The organism is Achromobacter sp. LC458 (assembly GCF_001005835.2).
Classification (GTDB): Bacteria; Pseudomonadota; Gammaproteobacteria; order Burkholderiales; family Burkholderiaceae_B; genus Achromobacter; species Achromobacter spanius_B.
In genome coordinates this window covers 80,087-99,321 of record NZ_LBHW02000019.1, presented here as the reverse complement: position 1 = coordinate 99,321, position 19,235 = coordinate 80,087, and the positions used below count along the sequence as shown (strand labels likewise).

General features: G+C 66.3%; 20 protein-coding genes. 9 read left to right on the top strand and 11 right to left on the bottom strand.

Features of this window, described 5'->3' with window-relative positions; all coding sequences use genetic code 11:
• Positions 1-167: 167 nt before the first annotated feature.
• The 3 genes from YH64_RS17220 to YH64_RS17210 form a co-directional block, all read right to left on the bottom strand.
• On the bottom strand, positions 168-719 hold the full coding sequence (locus tag YH64_RS17220) for a copper chaperone PCu(A)C (protein WP_046805165.1): 552 nt from the start codon (positions 717-719) through the stop codon (positions 168-170).
• A gap of 75 nt (positions 720-794) precedes the next feature.
• Positions 795-1,496 carry an SCO family protein gene (locus YH64_RS17215; RefSeq protein ID WP_082134499.1) on the bottom strand — a complete coding sequence of 234 codons (702 nt, stop codon included), beginning with the start codon at positions 1,494-1,496 and terminating at the stop codon, positions 795-797.
• Positions 1,497-1,560: 64 nt separating this feature from the next.
• A complete protein-coding gene (locus YH64_RS17210) occupies positions 1,561-1,989 on the bottom strand; it encodes a DUF2946 family protein (RefSeq protein ID WP_046805166.1) in 429 nt (142 codons plus the stop codon).
• 321 nt (positions 1,990-2,310) lie between these two features.
• On the opposite strand from YH64_RS17210, the gene YH64_RS17205 reads away from it, so the two are divergent.
• Positions 2,311-2,991, top strand: a complete 681-nt coding sequence (locus tag YH64_RS17205) for a peptidoglycan DD-metalloendopeptidase family protein (protein WP_046805167.1) — start codon at positions 2,311-2,313, stop codon at positions 2,989-2,991.
• A gap of 136 nt (positions 2,992-3,127) precedes the next feature.
• Here the strand turns inward: YH64_RS17205 and YH64_RS17200 are convergent, their stop codons facing one another.
• From YH64_RS17200 to YH64_RS17190, 3 genes are all read right to left on the bottom strand, one after another.
• Entirely contained in the window at positions 3,128-3,883 is a 756-nt protein-coding gene (locus tag YH64_RS17200) for an amino acid ABC transporter ATP-binding protein (protein WP_046805168.1), read from the bottom strand.
• On the bottom strand, positions 3,880-4,560 hold the full coding sequence (locus YH64_RS17195) for an ABC transporter permease subunit (protein WP_039884473.1): 681 nt from the start codon (positions 4,558-4,560) through the stop codon (positions 3,880-3,882). Before YH64_RS17195 ends, YH64_RS17200 begins: the two co-directional genes overlap by 4 nt.
• Before the next feature lie 84 nt (positions 4,561-4,644).
• The gene (locus tag YH64_RS17190) at positions 4,645-5,427 is read right to left on the bottom strand and encodes an amino acid ABC transporter substrate-binding protein (RefSeq protein ID WP_046805169.1); all 783 of its coding nucleotides are present in this window, start codon (positions 5,425-5,427) and stop codon (positions 4,645-4,647) included.
• A gap of 203 nt (positions 5,428-5,630) precedes the next feature.
• Here YH64_RS17190 and YH64_RS17185 point away from each other — a divergent pair, with 203 nt between their 5' ends.
• Positions 5,631-6,707 carry a P1 family peptidase gene (locus tag YH64_RS17185; protein ID WP_255444542.1) on the top strand — a complete coding sequence of 359 codons (1,077 nt, stop codon included), beginning with the start codon at positions 5,631-5,633 and terminating at the stop codon, positions 6,705-6,707.
• A gap of 187 nt (positions 6,708-6,894) precedes the next feature.
• On the top strand, positions 6,895-7,524 hold the full coding sequence (locus tag YH64_RS17180; RefSeq protein WP_143215420.1) for a hemolysin III family protein: 630 nt from the start codon (positions 6,895-6,897) through the stop codon (positions 7,522-7,524).
• Here the strand turns inward: YH64_RS17180 and YH64_RS17175 are convergent.
• Positions 7,521-7,994 carry an Lrp/AsnC family transcriptional regulator gene (locus YH64_RS17175; RefSeq protein ID WP_046805172.1) on the bottom strand — a complete coding sequence of 158 codons (474 nt, stop codon included), beginning with the start codon at positions 7,992-7,994 and terminating at the stop codon, positions 7,521-7,523. The genes YH64_RS17180 and YH64_RS17175 overlap by 4 nt on opposite strands.
• A gap of 138 nt (positions 7,995-8,132) precedes the next feature.
• Between YH64_RS17175 and kynU the strand changes: the two genes are divergently transcribed.
• Together kynU and YH64_RS17165 are read left to right on the top strand one after the other, a co-directional pair.
• A complete protein-coding gene (gene kynU / locus YH64_RS17170) occupies positions 8,133-9,383 on the top strand; it encodes a kynureninase (RefSeq protein ID WP_046805173.1) in 1,251 nt (416 codons plus the stop codon).
• A 96-nt stretch (positions 9,384-9,479) separates the two neighbouring features.
• Positions 9,480-10,886 carry an amino acid permease gene (locus YH64_RS17165; protein ID WP_046805174.1) on the top strand — a complete coding sequence of 469 codons (1,407 nt, stop codon included), beginning with the start codon at positions 9,480-9,482 and terminating at the stop codon, positions 10,884-10,886.
• 33 nt (positions 10,887-10,919) lie between these two features.
• On the opposite strand, the gene YH64_RS17160 is transcribed toward YH64_RS17165, so the two are convergent.
• From YH64_RS17160 to YH64_RS17145, 4 genes are all read right to left on the bottom strand, one after another.
• Positions 10,920-11,342 carry a VOC family protein gene (locus tag YH64_RS17160; RefSeq protein WP_046805175.1) on the bottom strand — a complete coding sequence of 141 codons (423 nt, stop codon included), beginning with the start codon at positions 11,340-11,342 and terminating at the stop codon, positions 10,920-10,922.
• Between the two features lie 69 nt (positions 11,343-11,411).
• Positions 11,412-12,101, bottom strand: coding sequence for a YafY family protein (locus YH64_RS17155; protein ID WP_046805246.1), 690 nt, complete (start codon positions 12,099-12,101; stop codon positions 11,412-11,414).
• A gap of 125 nt (positions 12,102-12,226) precedes the next feature.
• On the bottom strand, positions 12,227-13,099 hold the full coding sequence (locus YH64_RS17150; protein ID WP_046805176.1) for a hypothetical protein: 873 nt from the start codon (positions 13,097-13,099) through the stop codon (positions 12,227-12,229).
• Between the two features lie 140 nt (positions 13,100-13,239).
• Positions 13,240-13,707, bottom strand: a complete 468-nt coding sequence (locus tag YH64_RS17145; protein WP_046805177.1) for a CopD family protein — start codon at positions 13,705-13,707, stop codon at positions 13,240-13,242.
• Positions 13,708-13,863: 156 nt separating this feature from the next.
• Here YH64_RS17145 and YH64_RS17140 point away from each other — a divergent pair, with 156 nt between their 5' ends.
• The 4 genes from YH64_RS17140 (at position 13,864) to YH64_RS17125 (ending at position 19,225) form a co-directional block, all read left to right on the top strand.
• On the top strand, positions 13,864-14,373 hold the full coding sequence (locus YH64_RS17140) for a sigma-70 family RNA polymerase sigma factor (RefSeq protein WP_046805178.1): 510 nt from the start codon (positions 13,864-13,866) through the stop codon (positions 14,371-14,373).
• Complete coding sequence (locus tag YH64_RS17135; RefSeq protein WP_046805179.1) at positions 14,352-15,344, top strand: FecR domain-containing protein; 993 nt, start codon at positions 14,352-14,354, stop codon at positions 15,342-15,344. Before YH64_RS17140 ends, YH64_RS17135 begins: the two co-directional genes overlap by 22 nt.
• Positions 15,345-15,455: 111 nt before the next feature.
• Positions 15,456-18,104, top strand: coding sequence for a TonB-dependent receptor (locus tag YH64_RS17130; RefSeq protein WP_082134500.1), 2,649 nt, complete (start codon positions 15,456-15,458; stop codon positions 18,102-18,104).
• Between the two features lie 74 nt (positions 18,105-18,178).
• Entirely contained in the window at positions 18,179-19,225 is a 1,047-nt protein-coding gene (locus YH64_RS17125) for a hemin-degrading factor (RefSeq protein ID WP_046805181.1), read from the top strand.
• Positions 19,226-19,235: the final 10 nt, after the last annotated feature.

Below are 19,235 nucleotides of genomic sequence, written 5' to 3'. Positions count from 1 at the left end.
AAGCCGGCTGCCGCCGGCCCTGGAGACAGGCGCCGACGGTGGATGTGCTGGCATTGTATGGCGATTCAGCGGCCGACGCTGACGGCGGGGTGGCATGTGCGTCCCCAATAAAGCCGGGCGTCGTCCGTACCGCTATATATAGAGCGTCAATCGCCGTGCATCGCGCCTCAGTGGCCGTGCTTGGCGGGCGCCTCGCCGGCCTTCGCGTTCAGCGCGCGGGCCTCAACCGACACCGGCACGCGGTGTTGTTGCTGCTTGGCGTCTTCCACGATCAGGGTCACGTCGATGTGGTCGCCGGGGGTGATCTGGCGGGCCAGGTCGATGAGCATGACGTGATAGCCGCCGGGCTTCAGGTCCACCGGCTGGCCGGCGGGCAAGGCGATGGCGGGGACCTGGCGCATTTTCATGACGTCGTCCTGCATTGCCATTTCGTGCACTTCCACGTGCTTGGCGGCGTCCGACTCCACGGCGATCAGGCGGCCGGCCTCGGGCGAGGTCAGGCGCATGAAGACGCCCGTGGCGTGCTGGTTGGGCACGGTGGCGCGCACCCAGGCGTCTTCGACTTTTACGGTGGCGTTGTTTGTCGCGTTGCTGGCATTGCTGGCGTTGGTGGCGCCGGTCGCCTTGCTGGCGTCGGCGGCATGGGCGGTGGCGGCAACGCCGGCCAGCACGGATAGGGACAGGGCGGTGGCAAACGTGCGAAGCGAAAAGTTTTTCATGATGGGGTCTCTTCTTTTAAGAATTTATATAGATTTCCCGGCTTTCCAACCGGGGTCGTCTTGCAAAGCGCGGCCTTACAGCACCGTGCGCAGGTCTTGCACGCATTCGGCGGCGGACTGCGCATGGCGCAGGGCGATACGCAGCTTGCCCTTGGCGTCAATCACATAGGTCAGCGCGGTGTGGTCCATGGTGTAGGACGAGCCGGTCGGCACCTTCTGATAGAACACCTTGAAGGACTGGGCGGCGGCGCGCGTCTGTTCGGGGGTGCCGCGCAGGCCCACAAAGCCGGGGTCGAAGGCGCTGGTGTATGCGCCCAGGATTTCCGGCGTGTCGCGTTCCGGGTCCACGGTGATGAACAGCACGCGCAGCTTGTCGGCGTCGGCGCCCAGCAGTTCCTTGATCTCCAGGGCGCGGGTCAGCGCCGTGGGGCAGATGTCGGGGCATTGGGTAAAGCCGAAGAACAGCAGGATGGGGTGGCCACGGTAGTCGGCCAGGGTGCGCGATTGGCCGTTGACGTCCTGCAATTGGAAGTCGCCCGTTGGCATGCCGGACAGGTCCATGCCCAGCAGCTTGGGGGCGTCCGGCCCGCAGCCGGCCAAGGTCAACGCCGCAAGGGGCAGGCAAGACAGCAGCAGGCGACGGCGGGAGTCGGGGGCCAGGCCGAGGTGGCGAGAGGACGCGTCGGCGGCCGCGAGGCCGGATGTGCCGGGAGATGCAACGGAGAGCGCAACAGAAGGCGCCGCGCCATGGGGCGCGCGCAAGAAGGGGAAACGCATGTAAACCTCGAAGATGGTCGTGTCGGCGGGGCGCGCGGCAATTAGCCGCGCGAACCAGGCGGGATCAGACCAGCGAGGGTGGGGCGCGCGACCCTAGCGGCGGGCCGTGCGCGGCCAGCGGGGGCAGCGCCCGGTACGCAATCGCGGGCGGGGCCGGGCGGCCCGTGGGCACGACGATTGGGGATACGGTGGGCGTGGGCGCGGGCGCCACGTGCGCCAGCAGGCCGAAGGGACATTGCGCGCCGGTCTCAGTGGCGTCGTGCCGCGCCGAGCCGTCGTTGCCCGGCGATTCCAGTTTGACGTCCAGCGTGGACAGCTCGCCGGCCGCCGAGCAGAACGTGACTTCGAAGCGGCCTTCGTGCAAGGCGCGCGTGTCCGGCATGTACCCGGTGGGCACCAACGCGCGCAGCGTCAGCGCCAAAAGCGCCAGCCACAACACAACCCGGGCGCGCGTGGCGCCCGAGAAGCGTAAGAGGCGGGACATTTCGGACATAGCGGGCATTCTAGTCGATGGCTGCGCGGACCATCGGGCGTGGCGGGGGGGGCTGGCCGAGCGCCCCAGGGCATGGGCATGTGCCCGCCCGCGACCACGGTGCCCTCTGCACCATCGCGCCGCCACCGGCCGTTTAAAAATCTTGGTACCCTTGAACGCAGTTGCGCCATCCCGACCCTCAAACCCTGTTGAACCCCTACCTCAGTGCCCCAGGTTTCAGTGCTTTCCTTGTCCGCCCCGACTCTGTCCGTGCCCGTTCTTGCGACCGCCTCGCCGCCCTCTGCGCGCGCCACGCGAACGTGGTCGCGCAACCGTATATGGATGGGCCTGTGTGTTGTGCTGCTGGCTGCGCTGTTGTCGGCCTGCGGCACCACCAAGGTCCAGCCGGGCTACTACCGCGTGCAATCGGGCGACACGCTGACGCAGATCGCGCGCAAGCAGGGCACCTCCGTCAGCAATCTGGTGCGCTGGAACAGCCTGTCCAATTCCAACAACATCGAAGTCGGACAAGTGCTGCGCGTCGAGCCTCCGGCCGGGCAGGCGCGCACGTCCACGCCCAGCAAGTCGGCATCGAAGCCGGCGTCCACGTCGCGGTCTTCCCCATCGGGCGGCAAACGCCGCACGGCGCCACCGGGGGCAATTTCGCTGGTGTGGCCGGCGCAGGGCAAGGTCACGCGCGGCTATGACGGCGGCGGCTCGAACGGCATCGTGATTTCAAATTCCTCGGGTACGCCGGTGGTGGCGGCGGCGGGTGGCACCGTTGCGTATTCGGGCAGCGGCTTGCGGGGCTACGGGCATCTGGTGATCGTCAAGCACAACGCCAGCTTCCTGAGTATCTACGCGCACAACAGCAAGCTGCTGGTCAAGGAAGGGCAAAGCGTGAAGCAGGGGCAGAAGATTGCCGAAATGGGCAATAGCGACAGCAAGCAGGTCGGGCTGTACTTTGAACTGCGCTACGACGGCCAGGCGGTGGACCCGGCGGGGAATCTGCCTCCGCGATAGTGGACCAGGGCGACGGCGGAAGGGCGGGACCCGCCCGTATTTCGGGCGGCCTTGCGTCTGATCGCCGCAACTCTGCCAGGCGTGCACCTGCTAGCCGTCCGCCGCTAGCCGCGCGCCGCTGGCCGAGCGCCGCCTTCTACGCGCCGGCGTCCTGTGTCAGCGTGGAAATGAACGTGGCGGTGCGCGGGTCTTCGGGGCGCGAGAAGATCGTGCGGGATTCGCCTGCTTCAACCACCACGCCATCCAGCAGAAACACCACCTCGCGCGACACGCTGGCCGCCAGGCGCAGGTCGTGCGTGGCCATCAACATCGTCATGCCCTCGGCAGCCAGCTGCCGCAACACGTCCACGACTTCGGCCGCCAGGCCCGGGTCCAGCGCGGATGTGGGCTCGTCGCACAGCAACACGCGCGGCGCTGGCGCCAGGGCGCGTGCAATCGCTACGCGTTGCTGTTGCCCACCCGATAAATTGGCCGGCCACGCGTCGGCCTTTTCGGCCATGCCCACCTTTTTCAGCAGTTCCTCGGCGCGGGCGCGGGCCTTGTCCAGCGGCCACTTCTGTACTGTCAGCAGACCTTCCATCACATTGCCGATCACCGTCTGGTGCGGAAACAGCTGAAAGTTCTGGAACACCATGCCGGTCTGCTTGCGCACGCGTTGCACCTGGTCGCGCGCCAGCTTCACGCCCGGCTCGAACTGCACCGTTTCCGGCCCCAGGGTGAGCGTGCCTCGGTCCGGCACTTCCAGCAGATTCACGCAGCGCAGCAGCGTGCTCTTGCCGCTGCCGGACGGGCCGATCAGCGCGGTCACGCTGCCTTCGGCGATGGACACGTCCACCGCTTTGAGCACCGGATTGCCGCCAAATGCTTTTTCGATCTTTTGCAGCCGTATCATCGCGTCTTCTCGGAAAACACCGCATGCTGGCCGAAGCGCCGCTCCAGCCGAACCTGCGCGGCCGACAACACGGAACTGAACACCAGGTAGATCAGCGCGGCTTCGGTGTACAGGATCAACGGTTCATAGGTGACCGCCGCGATGCGCTGCGCTGCCTGAAAAATCTCGGGCACGGTCAGCACCGCCGCCAGCGACGTGTCCTTGACCAGCGCAATGAACGAGTTCGACAGCGGCGGCACCGCCACGCGCGCGGCCTGCGGCAGGATCGTGCGGCGCAGCGCCTGGCCGCGCGTCATGCTTAGCGAATAGGCGGCTTCCCATTGGCCCTTGGTGATGGATTCAATAGCGCCGCGTATCACTTCGGAGTTGTACGCGCCCACGTTCAGCGTGAAGCCGATCAGCGCGGCGGGCAAGGGGTCCAGCACGATGCCCACGCTGGGCAGGCCGTAGAAGATGACGAACAACTGCACCAGCAGCGGCGTGCCCCGGATCAGCCAGACATAAAAGCGCACCAGCGCCACCAGCGGCGCGGGCCCGAACAGGCGGATCAACGCCACCACGAAGGCCAGCGCCAGGCCCAGCGCGAACGACATCAAGGTCAGCGGAACGGTGAACACCAGCCCGGCATGCAGCAACGGCCAGAACGAATCGGCCATCAGCTGCACCCAGGCGGGCACGGTCCAGGATCCGATCTGCGCCAGCAGCCAATCCGGCATCACCGCCTGTAGCCAGGTAGGTAGCGTCATGAGCGTGCGCGCGGCTTACTGCGCCGACAGGTCCGTGCCGAAGTATTTGACCGAAATGGTCTTGTAGGTGCCGTCGGCCTTGATGTCCGCCAGCGCCTTGTTGATGGCGGCTTGCAGCTCGGGGTTGCCCTTGCGGATCAGCACGCCTGAATTGCTGAATTCAGCGGTCTTGTCGGTGGCCGCGATCTTGACCTTGGCGTTCGGCTTTTGCTTCTTGAAGTCCAGGAACGACAGGTTGTCGTTAACGGTGGCTTCCACGCGGCCCGAGGTCAACAGGTCGATGGCTTCGTTAAAGCCTTGCACCGCCACCACTTGCGCGCCATGGCTTTGCGCCAGCTTGCCGAAATTGCTGGTCAGCGTGTTGGCGGACTTCTTGCCCTTCAGGTCGTCGAACGACTTGATGGTGGTGTTGTCGTCGCGCACGATCAGCACGGCGGCCGACGAGATGTACGGATCGGAAAAGTCGTATTTTGCTTTGCGCGCATCGGTGATGCCCACCTGGTTGATCACCGCGTCATAGCGCTTGGCGTCCAGGCCCGCGATCAGACCGTCCCATTTGCCTTCCACAAACTGCGCCTTCACGCCCAGGCGTTCGGCGATGGCGCGCCCAATGTCCACGTCAAAACCGGTAAGCTGCCCCGATGCATCGTGGAAGGTGAACGGGGCGTAGGTGCCTTCGGTGCCAATCTTGAACGTGCCCGCGGACTTGATCTGGTCCAGGCCGGATTGGGCGTGGGCGGGGGCCAAGGCGGCGGCCTGGATAAGGCCGGCGATGAACAGTGAGCGGAAGAGTTTCATGGCAATGCTCCGGAAGATCGGTGTCATTGGGGAGGGCACCGCAAGTTGTATGCCCTCCGTCGTAGCCGCACTCTAGCAACGCGTCTATTTTTCCACAAAGCATAAGGAATAGTAAAAATATAGCCACGAGTCATTAACAGGTGTCCGATCGCCCGTCAGCGGTCGGCATTTTTCCAGCTATCGGTATCTGAACGGAGATCGGCGTGCAACAGCGATGGAACAGGCGGGCATTCATGGCGGCGGCCGCGGGCGCGGCGGCATTTGCCGGGGGCGTGCAGGCGCAGGGCGCGAAGACTTCGGCGCGGATGCCCGGGTCGGGCAGCATCACCGACGTCGCGGGCCTGCGCGTGGGTCACTACACCGACACGCGCCGCCCCACCGGCTGCACGGTCATCATTGCCGAGGCGGGCGCCACGGGCGGGGTCGATGTGCGGGGCGCCGCGCCGGGTACTCGCGAAACCGACCTGCTCAATCCCGTCAACATGGTGGAAAAAGTACATGCCATCGTGCTGTCCGGCGGCAGCGCCTTCGGCCTGGATGCGGCCTCCGGCGTGATGCGCTATCTGGAAGAAAAGAAGATCGGCTTCGACGTGGGCGTGGCCCATGTGCCGATTGTGCCGTCGGCCATTCTGTTTGACCTGGGCGTGGGCGACGCCTCGATACGGCCGGATGCGGCGGCGGGCTACCAGGCGTGCAAATCGGCGTCCACCGAGGCGCCCGAAGAAGGCAACGTCGGCGCGGGCGCGGGCGCCACCGTCGGCAAGTTGTACGGGCCGCAGCGCGCCATGAAGGGCGGGCTGGGCAGCGCGTCGCTGACGGTAGCGGGCGTGACCGTGGGCGCCATCGTGGCGGTCAATGCGGTGGGCGACGTGCTGGACCCGGCCACCGGCCGCATCCTGGCGGGTGCGCGCACGGCCGACGGCAAACAGCTGCTGGATACGCGGGCGGCCATCCTGGCCGGCGACTTGCCGCGATCCATGCGCCCCGGCACGGCCACCACCATCGGCGTGGTGGCCACCGACGCCACGCTGACCAAGGCGCAGGCGCAGAAAATCGCGGGCATGGCGCATGACGGCCTGGCCCGCAGCATCAACCCGATCCACACCATGCTGGATGGCGACACGATCTTCGCACTGGGCACCGGCACGTCCGGCAAGCCCGGCAACGTGATGCTGCTGGGCGTCATGGCCGCCGAGGCCATGGCCATCGCCGTGCAGCGCGCCATCCTGGCGGCGCGTGCCGTTGAAGGGTTTCCCGCCGCCGTGGACTTCGTCGCTTGATGGTTGCCTGCATGGCGCCGGCCGGCGTGGCCGGCCCGGCCGCTGTCCGTGGCCTGCTGTCCGCTGTTCGCTGTCCGTGGCCGGCTACTCGCTGTCCGCTGCCCGACCCCGGTGACGTCAATCTGTCACATCGCGGGTCGATCATGACGGGGCGCCGATGCGGCTTCGGCGTTGCGAGAGGACACCCATGTACAAAGGCGAACGATTCAATGGCGCCACGCATCTGGCGGGCCTGGCGCTGGCGGTGGCGGCATCCGGCGCGCTGATTTCGCGCGCCGCCGAATTGAAGGTGGACGCGCGGCAGGTCATCAGCAGCGCGGTATTCGCGGCGTCCATGATCGCGGTCTATGCGTCGTCGGTGCTGTATCACTGCACGCGCGGCCGCTACAAGGCGCGCTGGGCCAAGGCCGATCATTGCGCCATCTATCTGTTGATTGCCGGCACTTACACGCCGCTGGCGTTCGGGCCGGTGCAGCATGCCTGGGGCGCGGCCATGGGCGTGGCGATCTGGCTGCTGGCCGCCGTGGGCATCAGCCGCGAGCTATGGTGGGCGCGCGCGGCGGCGCCGGCCTTGCCGCTATACCTGGCCATGGGCTGGCTGGGCGTGATGTTTGCCGCGCCCATCGCGGGCGCCTTGTCGTCAGCGGGCCTGGCCTGGTTGCTGGCGGGGGCGGCTGCTTACACCGTCGGTACGCTGTTCTACGTCAATGACAAGCGCTGGCGCCATGCCCACGGCATCTGGCACTTGTTCGTCATGGGCGGCTCGGCCTGCCATTTCGTTACGGTATTCGGCTTTCTGAAGTTTGGTGCGGCCTAGCGCCACGCCGCCAGCGGCAGCATGCCGCCCCGGTCTTTGACCTTGCGCATGACGATATGCGAACACAGGTCGCGCACCCCGGCGATCTTGCTCAGCTTGTCTTCCACAAACTGCGAAAACGCCGCCAGATTGCGCGTGCGCACCGACAAGATGTAGTTGGACGCGCCTGTCACGATGCTGGCTTCCGTGATCTCGTCATGCGCCGCGATGCCGGCCAGAAAGGCCTCGTGCCACCCGGGGCGCGACTGGTCCAGCGACACATGGACAATGGCTTCAAGCTCGAACCCCAGCTTGTCGGCATCCAGCACCGCACGGTAGTTGCGGATAAAACCGCCTTCTTCCAGCGCGCGCACGCGGCGCAGGCAGGCCGACGGCGACAGCGCCACCTGCTCGGCCAGGTCCTGGTTGCTGAGCTGGCCGTTCTCTTGCAAACGGTACAGGATGCGCTGGTCAATGGCGTCTAGGTGCATGGTGCAATCCAATTCTAAAAACGGGCTATGCGTGCAATTTAATGCGGAATTCTAGGGTAAGCCACGCCCGGGTTTGCAATTTTTCGGCACCACCGCGCTGCTATCCTGTTCCCAGCATATTGCCCGAAGGAGCATCGCATGACGACTCGCGAAGACTGCGTCGCCGCAGACCGGAAAGACCCCCTGGCCCCCCTGAAAGTCCGCTTCGAGCTGCCGCCCGGTGTGCTCTACATGGACGGCAACTCGCTGGGCGTCATGCCCAAGGGCGCTGCCGCCCGCGCCGCCGGCGTCATCACCCAGGAATGGGGCAAAGACCTGATCCGCAGCTGGAACACCGCCGGCTGGTTTGAACTGCCCGTGCGCCTGGGCGACAAGCTGGGCAGCCTGCTGGGCGCGCGCGAAGGCGAACTGGTCGTTACCGACACCACCTCGCTGAACATCTTCAAGGCGCTGGCCGCCGCGCTGCGCATCCAGCAGCAAAAGCAGCCGTCGCGCCGCGTCATCCTGTCCGAGCGCGACAATTTCCCCACCGACCTGTACATGATCCAAGGCATGATCGACCTGCTTGAGCAGGGCTATGAAATGCGCCTGATCGACGCCGACCTGCCGCTGGACAAGGCGCTGGACGACTCGGTTGCCGTGATGCTGCTGTCGCACGTGAACTACCGCAGCGGCCAGATGCACGACATGGCCAGCGTGACCGCGCTGGCGCACCAGCGCGGCGCGCTGACCATCTGGGACCTGGCCCATGCCGCGGGCGCGGTGCCGGTGGACCTGAACGGCGCCAATGCCGACTTCGCCGTGGGCTGCACTTATAAGTACCTGAACGGCGGCCCGGGTTCTCCGGCCTTCATCTGGGTGGCGCCGCGCCACACCCAGGACTTCTGGCAGCCGCTGTCCGGCTGGTGGGGCCACACGCGCCCGTTCGACATGGCCGTGGCCTACGAACCGGCCGGCGGCATCCGCCGCTACCTGTGCGGCACGCAGCCGATCGTGTCGCTGTCCCTGGTGGAATGCGGCCTGGACGTGGCCAAGGCGGCCGACATGGCGCAGGTGCGCGAAAAGTCGCTGGCATTGGGCGACCTGTTCATCAAGCTGGTCGAAGAACGCTGCGCCGCCCATCCGCTCAAGCTCGTCACCCCGCGCGATCACGCGCTGCGCGGCAGCCACGTCAGCTTCCTGCATCCCAACGGCTACGAAGTCATGCAGGCGCTGATCGCGCGCGGCCTGATCGGCGATTACCGCGAACCCGAGGTCCTGCGTTTCGGCCTGACGCCGCTGTACTTCGGCTATGCCGACGTGTGGGACGCCGTGGACATCCTGACAGACGTGCTCGACACCCGCGCCTGGGACAAGCCGGAATACCAGCAACGTTCGACCGTGACCTGAACGCCATAGAGCGTGCCCGACCTTGCGGGGCCGGCCCAACGCCGGCCCCGCCGATAAAGCAAGGCGGCAACGGACAAGACAACAAGGCAGGAGACAATGAAAAAACCACAAGGATTCGGCCAGATCGCCGAACGCGAACAAGGCCTCAAGCGGCGCTTGACCTCGGGCCAGATGAGCATGATCGCCATCGGTGGGGCCGTGGGCACGGGCCTGTTTCTGGGCAGTAAATTCGCCATTGGTTTCGCCGGGCCCAGCGTCATCATCAGCTACGCCATCGGCGGGCTGATCACGTTGCTGCTGATGGGTTGCCTGGCCGAAATGACGGTGGCGCATTCCACCTCGGGGTCGTTCGGCGCCTACGCCGAGCACTACATCGGCCCGTTGGCCGGCTTCCTGGTGCGCTACGCGTACTGGTCCTGCGTCGTGCTGGCGGTGGGCACCGAGGTCACGGCGGTGGCCGAATACATGCACTTCTGGTTTCCCGATGTGCCCGGGTGGCTGTGGGTGTGCGTGTTTTCCGGGGCGCTGATCCTGGTCAACGCCATGAGCGTCAAGGCGTTCGGCACCATTGAATATTGGTTTTCCACCATCAAGATCACGGCCATCGTGGCCTTCATCATCCTGGGCGCGTACGTGGTGTGGGGCAACCCGCAGTACGGCGTGGCGCAATACACGGCGCACGGCGGCTTCTTTCCCAACGGGCTGTGGGGCATGTGGGTCGCGGTGGTGATTTCGATCTTCAGCTACCTGAGCGTCGAAATGATCGCCGTGGCGGCCGGCGAGGCCGAAGACCCCGAGCGCGCCGTGAAGAAGGCGTTTCGCGCCACTATCGTGCGGCTGGTGGTGTTCTACCTGCTGACGCTGGCGCTGATCCTGGCCATCGTGCCCTGGAACGAAGCCGGCAAGGCAGGCAGCCCGTTTGTGAAGGTGATGCTGGCGCTGGACATCCCCGGCGCCGCGGGCGTCATCAACTTCATCGTGCTGGTGGCGGCGTTATCGGCCATGAACAGCCAGCTGTACATCACCACGCGCATGATGTTCAGCCTGTCGCGCGCCGGTCACGCGCCGTCGTTGTTCGGCCGGCTTACGCGTAGCGGCACGCCGCTGAACGCGCTGCTGCTGTCCACCAGCGGCATCGCCATTGCCGTGGTGCTCAAGGTCATGGTCCCCGACACGGCCTTTACCTTGATGATGGCCATTTCGATGTTCGGCGCGCTGTTCACCTGGATGATGATCTTCATCACGCACTACTTCTTTCGCCGCCGCTGGGCCAGGGAAGGGGGCGGTGCGCTGTCGTTCCGCATGCCCGGCTTTCCGGTGCTGACGTTGTTGGGCGCGGTGGCGATGCTGGCCATCCTGGTCACCACTTACTACACGAACGTCTTCAAGATGACGCTGGTGTTCGGCGTGCCGTTCCTGGTGATCCTGGCCGTGTTGTACGGGGTGCTGTTCAAGAAGCGCGCCGAATCGGTCGCGCTTCAAGCTGGCGAGCAGCGCGGCTGAACCCGGGCCGGCCCGGCAGCCGGCCTTGCGGGTTCAGCCGCCGGTGGGGGCCTCGGCCACCTGCGCGGCTTGTGCCGGGGCCGCCGTTTGCGCCAAGGGTGAAAACACGCGCAGGCGGTGGCCGTCGGGGTCCAGCGCCACGAAGGTGCGGCCAAAATCCATGTCGGTGGGCGCTTGCAGAATGGGCAGGCCGCGCAGGCTCCATTCACGATGGCGCTGGTTAAGCGCGTCGGCGTCGGCCACGCAAAAAGCCAGTTCAGACGCGCCGCCGCGTCCGGCGGCGGCGGGCTCGACGGTGTAGCGCGACCACAGGCCCAGCTTCAAGCCGGAGTCCAGCACGAACAGGGCAAAGGTGGGCGAATTTTCGACGGGCTGGCGTTGCAGCAGCGCGCTGTAGAACGCGGCGCTGGCCTGGGGTTTTTCGACGTAGAAAAGGACGTAGTTGCTGTCGGTCATGAGGCGCTCCTTGGGGTTGATGCGCTCATGGTAGGCAGGGGTACTGTCAGATTTTGGCAGTAGTGTGCATCAGCAGTCTTGTGACCCATGCGCAATTGCGCGCCACTCTTTCAACAGGACGTGGCGACGACGCGGATAGCGTTCGCCCGGGGTCAGCGTGGCGATGCGGTCGGTGCGGAAATGGCGGAAGTCCTGGCGCAGTTCGCACCAGGCCATGACGATGCGCACGCTATCGAAAAACCCCAGCGCGAATGGCCAGATCACGCGCGCGGAATCCAGGCCCTTGTCGTCGCGATAGGTGATGTGCAGCCGGTGTTCGGCGCGTATCGCCTGACGGATCAGCGCCACGTCGACCCGGTCGACCACCGTAGCGGCGCTGGGGCCGACCAAGAGCGGAATGGCATCCAGTTCGTCACGCAGTTCCTGCGGCAGCACGGCGCCGATCTTGGCCAGCGCGTTGCGCGCCGCCAAGACCAGCCGTTCGTCGGATCGGCCCGCCACCCAGCGCGTGCCCAGCACCAGTGCTTCGATCTCTTCGGTGCTGAACATCAGCGGCGGCAGCATGAAGCCGGGCCGCAGGACATAGCCCACGCCGGGCTCGCCTTCAATTTCCGCGCCCTGGCATTGCAGCGTGGCAATGTCGCGATACAGCGTGCGCAGGCTGATGCCCATTTCGCTGGCCAGGCGTTGGCCGCTGACCGGCAGACGGTGGCGGCGCAGGGTCTGAAGCAGGTCCAGAAGGCGTTCGGTGCGGGACATGAAAAGGGCGCGTGGCGGTAACGGCGTAATGCTGCCATGAAATGGCAGCGGCGGGCGCATGTTGCCCGCGCCGCCCGCACCGGTCGGCGCCGGTCCGCGCCCGCCCGCGCGCGATCAGCCGGCGATCAGCTGCCGATCTTCTTGCCGGTGGCTACGTCGATGACCGAACCGTCTTCCAGGCTGACGCGATAGATCTCGCGCACCACGTTGCCGGCGAAGCCGATTTCCACGATCGACACGTCCTTGAACGTGGTGGCGATGCCGTCGGGCAGCACGGCGTTGAACTTGTCCGATTCCTGCTTCATGGCGTCTTGCAGGCGGGTGTCGTAGCGCGCCATGCTGTAGACCAGCGTGGTGTGCGGGTTGTGAGCGCGCACTTCCTTGCCGTCCTGCATGCTGTTGACGCCGCTGACGCCCAGCGTCTTGACCAGCTCGCGGCCGGCCTCGCTCATCTTGGCGTAGACGGGGCCGGTCACGCGCGGCAGCGGGCCGTCGCGCAGCGGGGCCAGGGCGGCGGTGGCCACGGTGTTGTAGCGCATCATGTCTTCAAAACCCTGGCCGCTTTTGACCACGCCCAGGTCCAGCCACCACGGATGCCCGGCGCCCTTGGCGGCTTCGGTCGGGTAGAACGTTTTCAACGTCACGGCCAGCGGCGCGGGCGGCTTGGGCAAGGCTTTGAGCATGCGGGCCGGGGTGGCCGGGTCGGCACTATGGATGTGCACAACCGTCACGTGCGGCAGGTTGGGCGTGTCGGCCTCGGTCTTCAGGCCCAGCGCCAGCAGGTCTTGCTTGAGCACGCCATTGACCTTGGCGTCCAGCACGGCATTGACCGCTTGCGGCAGGCGGTAGACCACGCCGTAGGTGGCCTTGTGGTCGCGAAATTCCGGCTTGTCCAGCGCGCTGTTGTCGATGTTGTCGGCGGCATGCGCGGAAAAGGCGGCGGCCAGCGAGGTGGCGAACAGGCCGGCGGCGGCCAGGTGCAATGCACGTTTGATCATGGGGTTTCCCTATCGTTGTTGACGTGACCCGCGAGAGTCTTCCGGCAGTGTGGCCCTCGGTGATGTACGGGGTATTGCACCAAGCGAAAGAATCCCGATAGCGGGTGCGGCCGTTTCGATAGGTTCGAGTTGCCCGCTTATCAAGCCAGGAAAGCGGTGCCCACCACAACGATGCCCAACACCAGGTTCACGCCCACCCAGCGGCGGATGGCGGCCATGGCCTGGCCGCCGCGCGGCCAGTCGGACGCGGCCACGGCGCCGGCCAGCCGTTTGTACAGCACAAAGCGGATGTGGCCGAAGATGGCCATCATCACCAGGCCACCGGTTGCCATCAGCGTCCAGTTCAGCGGCATGAAGAACTTGCCGCCGGTCTGGGCGGCCTGGCTGGCCGCCTGTCCGATCATCGACATCCCGGTCAGCAAGATCAACACGATGGCCACCAGCACGGTATTCAGGAACGGTCCCAGCACCGAGGCCATCAGCGGCAGGCGCGCGTTGGGTTCCCACTTCGCGGCCGCCGGCCGCAGAAAACAGTGTGCGAACAACATGCCGCCTACCCACAGGATCACGGCCATCACGTGGATGAATGTCAAGACGCTATAGAACATGGAGTCAGCCCGAGTCGTTATGCGGCCGCGGGGCGCGGCAGAGGTGTGCCGATGATATCTCCCCGCCCGCGTTTCACCCTACTTGACGGAAACGCAGTCTTTGCAATTAGAATGAGATTGATTTGTATTTGTAATTTAGCGTTCTGGGAGCCCCTCGTGCCTAACCCCGTGCTCGCCTCTGGCGACACCGTCCAATGCTTGTACCGCAGCCACCATGGGTGGCTGCAAAATTGGCTGCGCGCGAAGCTGGGCAACGCCTTCGACGCGGCCGACCTGGCGCAGGACACGTTTGTCCGCGTGCTGCGCCACCGCCACGAACTGGACGCGCTGCGTGAACCGCGTGCGTATCTGACGACCATCGCCAAGCGCCTGATGCTGAATCACCATCGGCGCCGTTGCATCGAAGCCGCCTACCTGGAAGCCCTGGCGTTGATGCCCGAACGGCTGGCGCCGCCGGCCGAACAGCGCCTGATCATCCTGGAAACCCTGCAAGACATCGACGAAATGCTGGCCGGCCTGCCGCTGCGTGCGCGGCAGGCTTTTCTGATGGCGCAGCTGGAAGAACTTAGCCATGCCGACATCGCGCAGCGCCTGAATGTGTCGCTGCGATCGGTGCACCGCTATATCGCCCGGGGGTTCGAGCAATGCATCATGGCGGTCAGTTGAACAGCGCGGGCGGCGAGCTGCCCGCCGTCGAACGCCAGGTGGCGCGCGAGGCCGCGCGCTGGCTGCTGCGCCTGGGTTCGGGCCGCGCCACCGACGCCGACGTGCGCGCCTGCGATCAATGGCGCGCCAGCAAGGCGGAACACGAACACGCCTGGCAGCGCGCACAGCGCGTCAACGAACGTTTTGGCCTGATCCCGTCCGCGTTGGGCATGGCCACCTTGAATCGACCCGAGCTCAAGCCGCGCCGCGCGGCACTGAAAACGCTGGTGGCGTTGATCGTGGCTGGCCCGGTGGGTTGGGCCGCATGGCGCGCCGACCCGCTGAACTGGACGGCCGACTACCGCAGCGGCGCGGGGCAGCGGCGCGACATCACGCTGGCCGATGGGTCCACGCTGCAACTGAATACGGCCAGCGCGGTAGACGTGGCTTTCGACGCCTCCACCCGCTTGGTGAGATTGCGAGCGGGTGAAATGGCCGTGCACGCGGTGGCCGATGCGCAGCCCGGCGCGCGCCCGTTCGTCGTGCGCACGGCGCTGGGCGATATCGAGGCGCCGCCGTCGCGCTTTTGCGTCCGCCAGGATGGCGTGCAATGCCAGATCAGCGTGCAGGAAGGCCGGGTACGTGCGGGCCGGGCCGGCCGCATGGTCGATATCGCGGCGGGCCAGCAGGGCACCCTGACCCCGACCGGCGCGCTTGGCCCCGCGCCCGCCGATCCGCATGCCGGCGACTGGACCCGCGGCGTGCTGCATGCCGGCCAGATGCGCCTGGACGCCTTCGCGCGCGAGCTGGGCCGCTATCGGCAGGGCGTGTTGCGCTGCGACCCCGATGTGGCCCATTTGCGAATCTCGGGCGCGTTCCAGCTGGCCGATACCGACGCCGTGCTGGCCGCCTTGCCCGCTACCTTGCCGGTGCAAGTGCGCTACCGCACGCCCTATTGGGTGACCATCGGGCCGCGCGATTCGGCGGCATGATCGCCACCGTTACAAATTACCCGCGGATGCGCTGTCCGGTTCACCGATCACTCGGGTCATGGTCTGTATAGGCAAACGAATGCCGATACCCGTTGGATCGAAAGGACGACCATGGCTTATCTTCCCGCCGGCCGCGCAAGCGGCTCCCGAACCTTAGCGGACGCGCCGCCTCGCCAGATGCGACAGACGCGCCTGCGCCACGCCGTGCGCGCCGCGCTGGCGCTGGCCGCCGCTGCCGCCGCGCTGCCGCCCCAGGCCGCCGCGCAGGGCCTTGCCGCGTCGGCCAGCGCGCCCACGGCCGCCGCCGCACGCGATGCACGCGCCTATCGCATCGCCGCCGGCACGCTGGCCGACGCGCTGCCGCGCTTTGCCGACAGCGCGGGTGTGACGGTGCTGTTCGATGCCGCGCTGGTGGGGCAACGCCGCACGCCCGGGCTGACGGGGACCTACACCGTGGCGGACGGCTTTGCGCGCCTGCTGGACGGCAGCGGCCTGGCCGTACAGGAACGCAGCCGCAACGTGTTCGTGCTGCAAGCGGCCATGCCCGGCATCACACAGCTGGCGCCCGTCAAGGTAGAAGGCGAGGGCGCGGTCGCCACGCCCGCCTGGGAAACCAGCACCGACCGCAAGCGCATGGACGAGCTGCAAATCAAAAACTGGAGCGACCTGGGCAAGCGCGCCGAACCGGGCGTGAGCTTTAACCGGTCCAACAACAGCATCAACATTCGCGGCCTGGATCAAGACCGCGTGCTGACCCGCGTGGACGGCATCCGGCTGCCCTGGCTGGATGACGGCGCGCGCGGCGTGAAGGGCGGGCTGGAAGCGGTGGACTTCAACAGCCTGTCGCGCCTGGATATCGTGCGCGGCGCGGACGCCAGCGCGGGCGGCTCCGGCGCCATCTCGGGCATTGCCGATCTGCGCACGCTGGACCCGTCCGACCTGTTGACGGACGGCAAGACCTTTGGCGCACTGGCCAAGACCGACTACGACTCCGCCGATTCCAGCTGGGGCGCCAACGCCGCGCTGGCCGGCCAGATCCACAGCAACACGTTCTGGCTGGTGCAGGCCGGCGTGCGCAACGGCCATGCCTTGGACAACCGGGGCGACGTGGGCGGCTACGGCCCCAAGCGCAGCGAACCCAGCCCTGAAGACTACGACCAGCGCAGCTTCCTCTTGAAGCTGCAACAACGCGTCGAAGGCGGCCACCGCTTCGGCCTGACCGGCGAAACCTTCAAGCGCAAGGCCGACATCGACAACATGTTCGAACAGGGGGCGGGCACCAGCTATCTGTACGGCGAGAACAGCACAAAGAAAGAGACCGAGCGCGAGCGCGTGTCGTTCGACTATTCGTACCAGGCGCCCGGCGCCGGCGGCCTGATCGATTCGGCCACCGCCGTCGTCTACTGGCAGCGCGTGCGGCTGGACAATTCGCTGGACGGCATGCGCAGCGTGGATTCCCGCGCGCGCATCATCCCGGGCGACCCGTTCCGTTACGGCTTTCCCAGCGGCCCATACGGGCGCAGCAATTCCATCCAGCAAACGCTCTTTGGCGTGAACGGCGAATTGACCAAGCGGCTGGCCGGCACGTCCGTGTCGCAGCTATGGACCCTGGGCGGCGAGTGGTACGGCAACAAGACCGAGCAGAATTCCAGCGGCTACGACAATTGCCCGGCCATACGCCCCGGGTTGCCCGCGCCGTTCGGCCCGCGTTCGTGCGACATGCTGCACACCAACCAGGCCGACGTGCCGCAGTCCAAGGGCAACCAATGGGCGCTGTGGGTGCAGGATGAATTCAGCTTTGCCGACGGCCGCTACACCGTCATGCCGGCCCTGCGCTACGACCACTACGAACAAAAGCCGCAATCCACCGACAGCTACGCCAGCAACCCGAACGCGGCCGCGCTGCCGCCGTCCAACAGCGGCAGCCGCTTCTCGCCCAAGCTGCTGGGCACATGGAAGGCCCGGGACGACCTGAGCCTGTACGCGCAGTACGCCTACGGCTTCAAGGCGCCCAGCGCCAGCCAGCTCTATACCAACTACGGCGGCCCCGGCACCTACTTGCGCGTGGGCAATCCGTACCTGAAACCCGAAACCAGCAAGGGCTGGGAACTGGGCGCCAAGATCGGTTCCGACGACCTGGGCGGTGCGGTATCGTTCTTTGATAATCGTTATCAGAACTTCATCGATACCAATCAGCCGGTGGACGCCAGCTCGCCGCAATGGCAAACCGGTTGGGCAGGGCAGTATCCGCTGGGCGTGACCGGCAACGTCAACCGGGGCAAGGTGCGCATCTATGGCGCCGAAGCCAGCGCGCACTGGAAGTTTTCGCCGGGCTGGCGCACCTGGGGCTCGCTGGCCTGGGCCGTGGGCAAGGACGAAGGCACGGGCCAGTACCTGAACTCGGTCGCGCCGTTAAAGGCCATTCTGGGTGTGGGCTACGGACGCGACGTATGGGGCGTGGACGCCATGCTGACTACCGCGCTCAAGCGCGACAAGGTCGAATACCCCGAGGCATCGGCCACCACCCCCAACGCCGACTTCCAGGCGCCGGGCTATGGTGTGGTGGACTTGATGGGTTACTGGCGGCCCACCGCCGTGAAGGGATTGCAGGTGCAGGCTGGCGTGTTCAACCTGTTCGACAAGAAGTACTGGGAAGCCATCAACGTGCCGACCGCCGGGTCGCTGGCCTTGCCGCGCACGGTGGACTGGTACACCGAACCCGGACGCAGCGTGCGCGTGTCCCTGACGTACCAGTATTGATATTGATCACGCGTCGCCGCCGGGCATCCGCCGGGCGGCGGCGCTAAACGGAACCCTTGGGCTGGAGGCCTACGATGACGAATCAAGATTTCACGACCCGCGCCAACGAACTGCGCGCCCGCAACGAAGCCCTGTCCGCCACGCAACCGAAGCTGCGCGCGCGCAATCTGGCACAGGCGCTGAATGTGTCCGAGGCCGAATGGATTGCCGCCGGCTGTGGCGGCGTTCAATCCACCGCGCTGCATGGTTCGCCGCAAGAGATCTTTCGCGAACTGGGCACGCTGGGCGAAGTGATGGCATTGACGCGCAACGACTGGTGCGTGCACGAACGCCACGGAGAATACCTGGACATTCAGGCCGACGGCCCGGTGGGTCTGGTGTTGGGGCCCGACATCGACTTGCGCGTGTTCTTTACCGCCTGGAAATCGGCCTGGGCCGTTCAGCAGGATGGCCGCCACAGCCTGCAATTCTTCGACGGCGCGGGCGTGGCGGTGCACAAGGTGTATCGCACCGACGCCACCAACGCCGCCGCCTATGACGCGCTGGTCGCCAAGTTCGCGGGCCAGGCGCAATGGCCCGACACGCAAGCCTATGCGCCCGCCACCGACGCCGCTCAGGTCGACGACGCTGCCGCCTTCCGGCAAGCCTGGCTGGCCATGCAGGACACGCACGAATTCTTCCCCTTGCTGCGCAAGTTCAAGGTGACGCGGCTGGCGGCGTTGGCGGCGGTGGGTGAAGACCTGGCGCAGCCGGTACCGGCCGAATCCGTGGAACGCATGTTGCAGTCGGCGGCGGCGTCGGCGCTGCCCATCATGTGCTTTGTGGGCAACCGCGGCATGATCCAGATCCATACCGGCCCGGTGCGGGAATTGCGCCGCACGGGCCCTTGGTACAACGTGCTGGATCCGAAGTTCAACCTGCACCTGGACACCACCGCCATCGCCTCGGCATGGGTGGTGAACAAGCCGACCTCCGACGGGTGGGTCACGTCGCTGGAGGTCTATGCCGACACGGGCGACCTGATCGTGCAGTTCTTCGGTGAACGCAAGCCCGGCAAGCCGGAGCTGGCCGGCTGGCGCGAGTTGCTGGTCGGCCTGTGCGATGCGCCGCTGGCGGTCTGAGGACGTGCGA

Bases quoted from the DNA above. Each gene is read 5' to 3' on its own strand.
- YH64_RS17160 (WP_046805175.1), bottom strand. From the start codon at position 11,342: ATGACCGACAGCAACTACGTCCTTTTCTACGTCGAAAAACCCCAGGCC.
- YH64_RS17165 (WP_046805174.1), top strand. From the start codon at position 9,480: ATGAAAAAACCACAAGGATTCGGCCAGATCGCCGAACGCGAACAAGGC.
- YH64_RS17155 (WP_046805246.1), bottom strand. From the start codon at position 12,101: ATGTCCCGCACCGAACGCCTTCTGGACCTGCTTCAGACCCTGCGCCGC.
- YH64_RS17200 (WP_046805168.1), bottom strand. From the start codon at position 3,883: ATGATACGGCTGCAAAAGATCGAAAAAGCATTTGGCGGCAATCCGGTG.
- YH64_RS17210 (WP_046805166.1), bottom strand. From the start codon at position 1,989: ATGTCCGAAATGTCCCGCCTCTTACGCTTCTCGGGCGCCACGCGCGCC.
- YH64_RS17175 (WP_046805172.1), bottom strand. From the start codon at position 7,994: ATGCACCTAGACGCCATTGACCAGCGCATCCTGTACCGTTTGCAAGAG.
- YH64_RS17145 (WP_046805177.1), bottom strand. From the start codon at position 13,707: ATGTTCTATAGCGTCTTGACATTCATCCACGTGATGGCCGTGATCCTG.
- YH64_RS17220 (WP_046805165.1), bottom strand. From the start codon at position 719: ATGAAAAACTTTTCGCTTCGCACGTTTGCCACCGCCCTGTCCCTATCC.
- YH64_RS17130 (WP_082134500.1), top strand. From the start codon at position 15,456: ATGGCTTATCTTCCCGCCGGCCGCGCAAGCGGCTCCCGAACCTTAGCG.
- kynU (WP_046805173.1), top strand. From the start codon at position 8,133: ATGACGACTCGCGAAGACTGCGTCGCCGCAGACCGGAAAGACCCCCTG.
- YH64_RS17125 (WP_046805181.1), top strand. From the start codon at position 18,179: ATGACGAATCAAGATTTCACGACCCGCGCCAACGAACTGCGCGCCCGC.
- YH64_RS17180 (WP_143215420.1), top strand. From the start codon at position 6,895: ATGTACAAAGGCGAACGATTCAATGGCGCCACGCATCTGGCGGGCCTG.
- YH64_RS17135 (WP_046805179.1), top strand. From the start codon at position 14,352: ATGCATCATGGCGGTCAGTTGAACAGCGCGGGCGGCGAGCTGCCCGCC.
- YH64_RS17205 (WP_046805167.1), top strand. From the start codon at position 2,311: ATGGGCCTGTGTGTTGTGCTGCTGGCTGCGCTGTTGTCGGCCTGCGGC.
- YH64_RS17190 (WP_046805169.1), bottom strand. From the start codon at position 5,427: ATGAAACTCTTCCGCTCACTGTTCATCGCCGGCCTTATCCAGGCCGCC.
- YH64_RS17215 (WP_082134499.1), bottom strand. From the start codon at position 1,496: ATGCGTTTCCCCTTCTTGCGCGCGCCCCATGGCGCGGCGCCTTCTGTT.
- YH64_RS17150 (WP_046805176.1), bottom strand. From the start codon at position 13,099: ATGATCAAACGTGCATTGCACCTGGCCGCCGCCGGCCTGTTCGCCACC.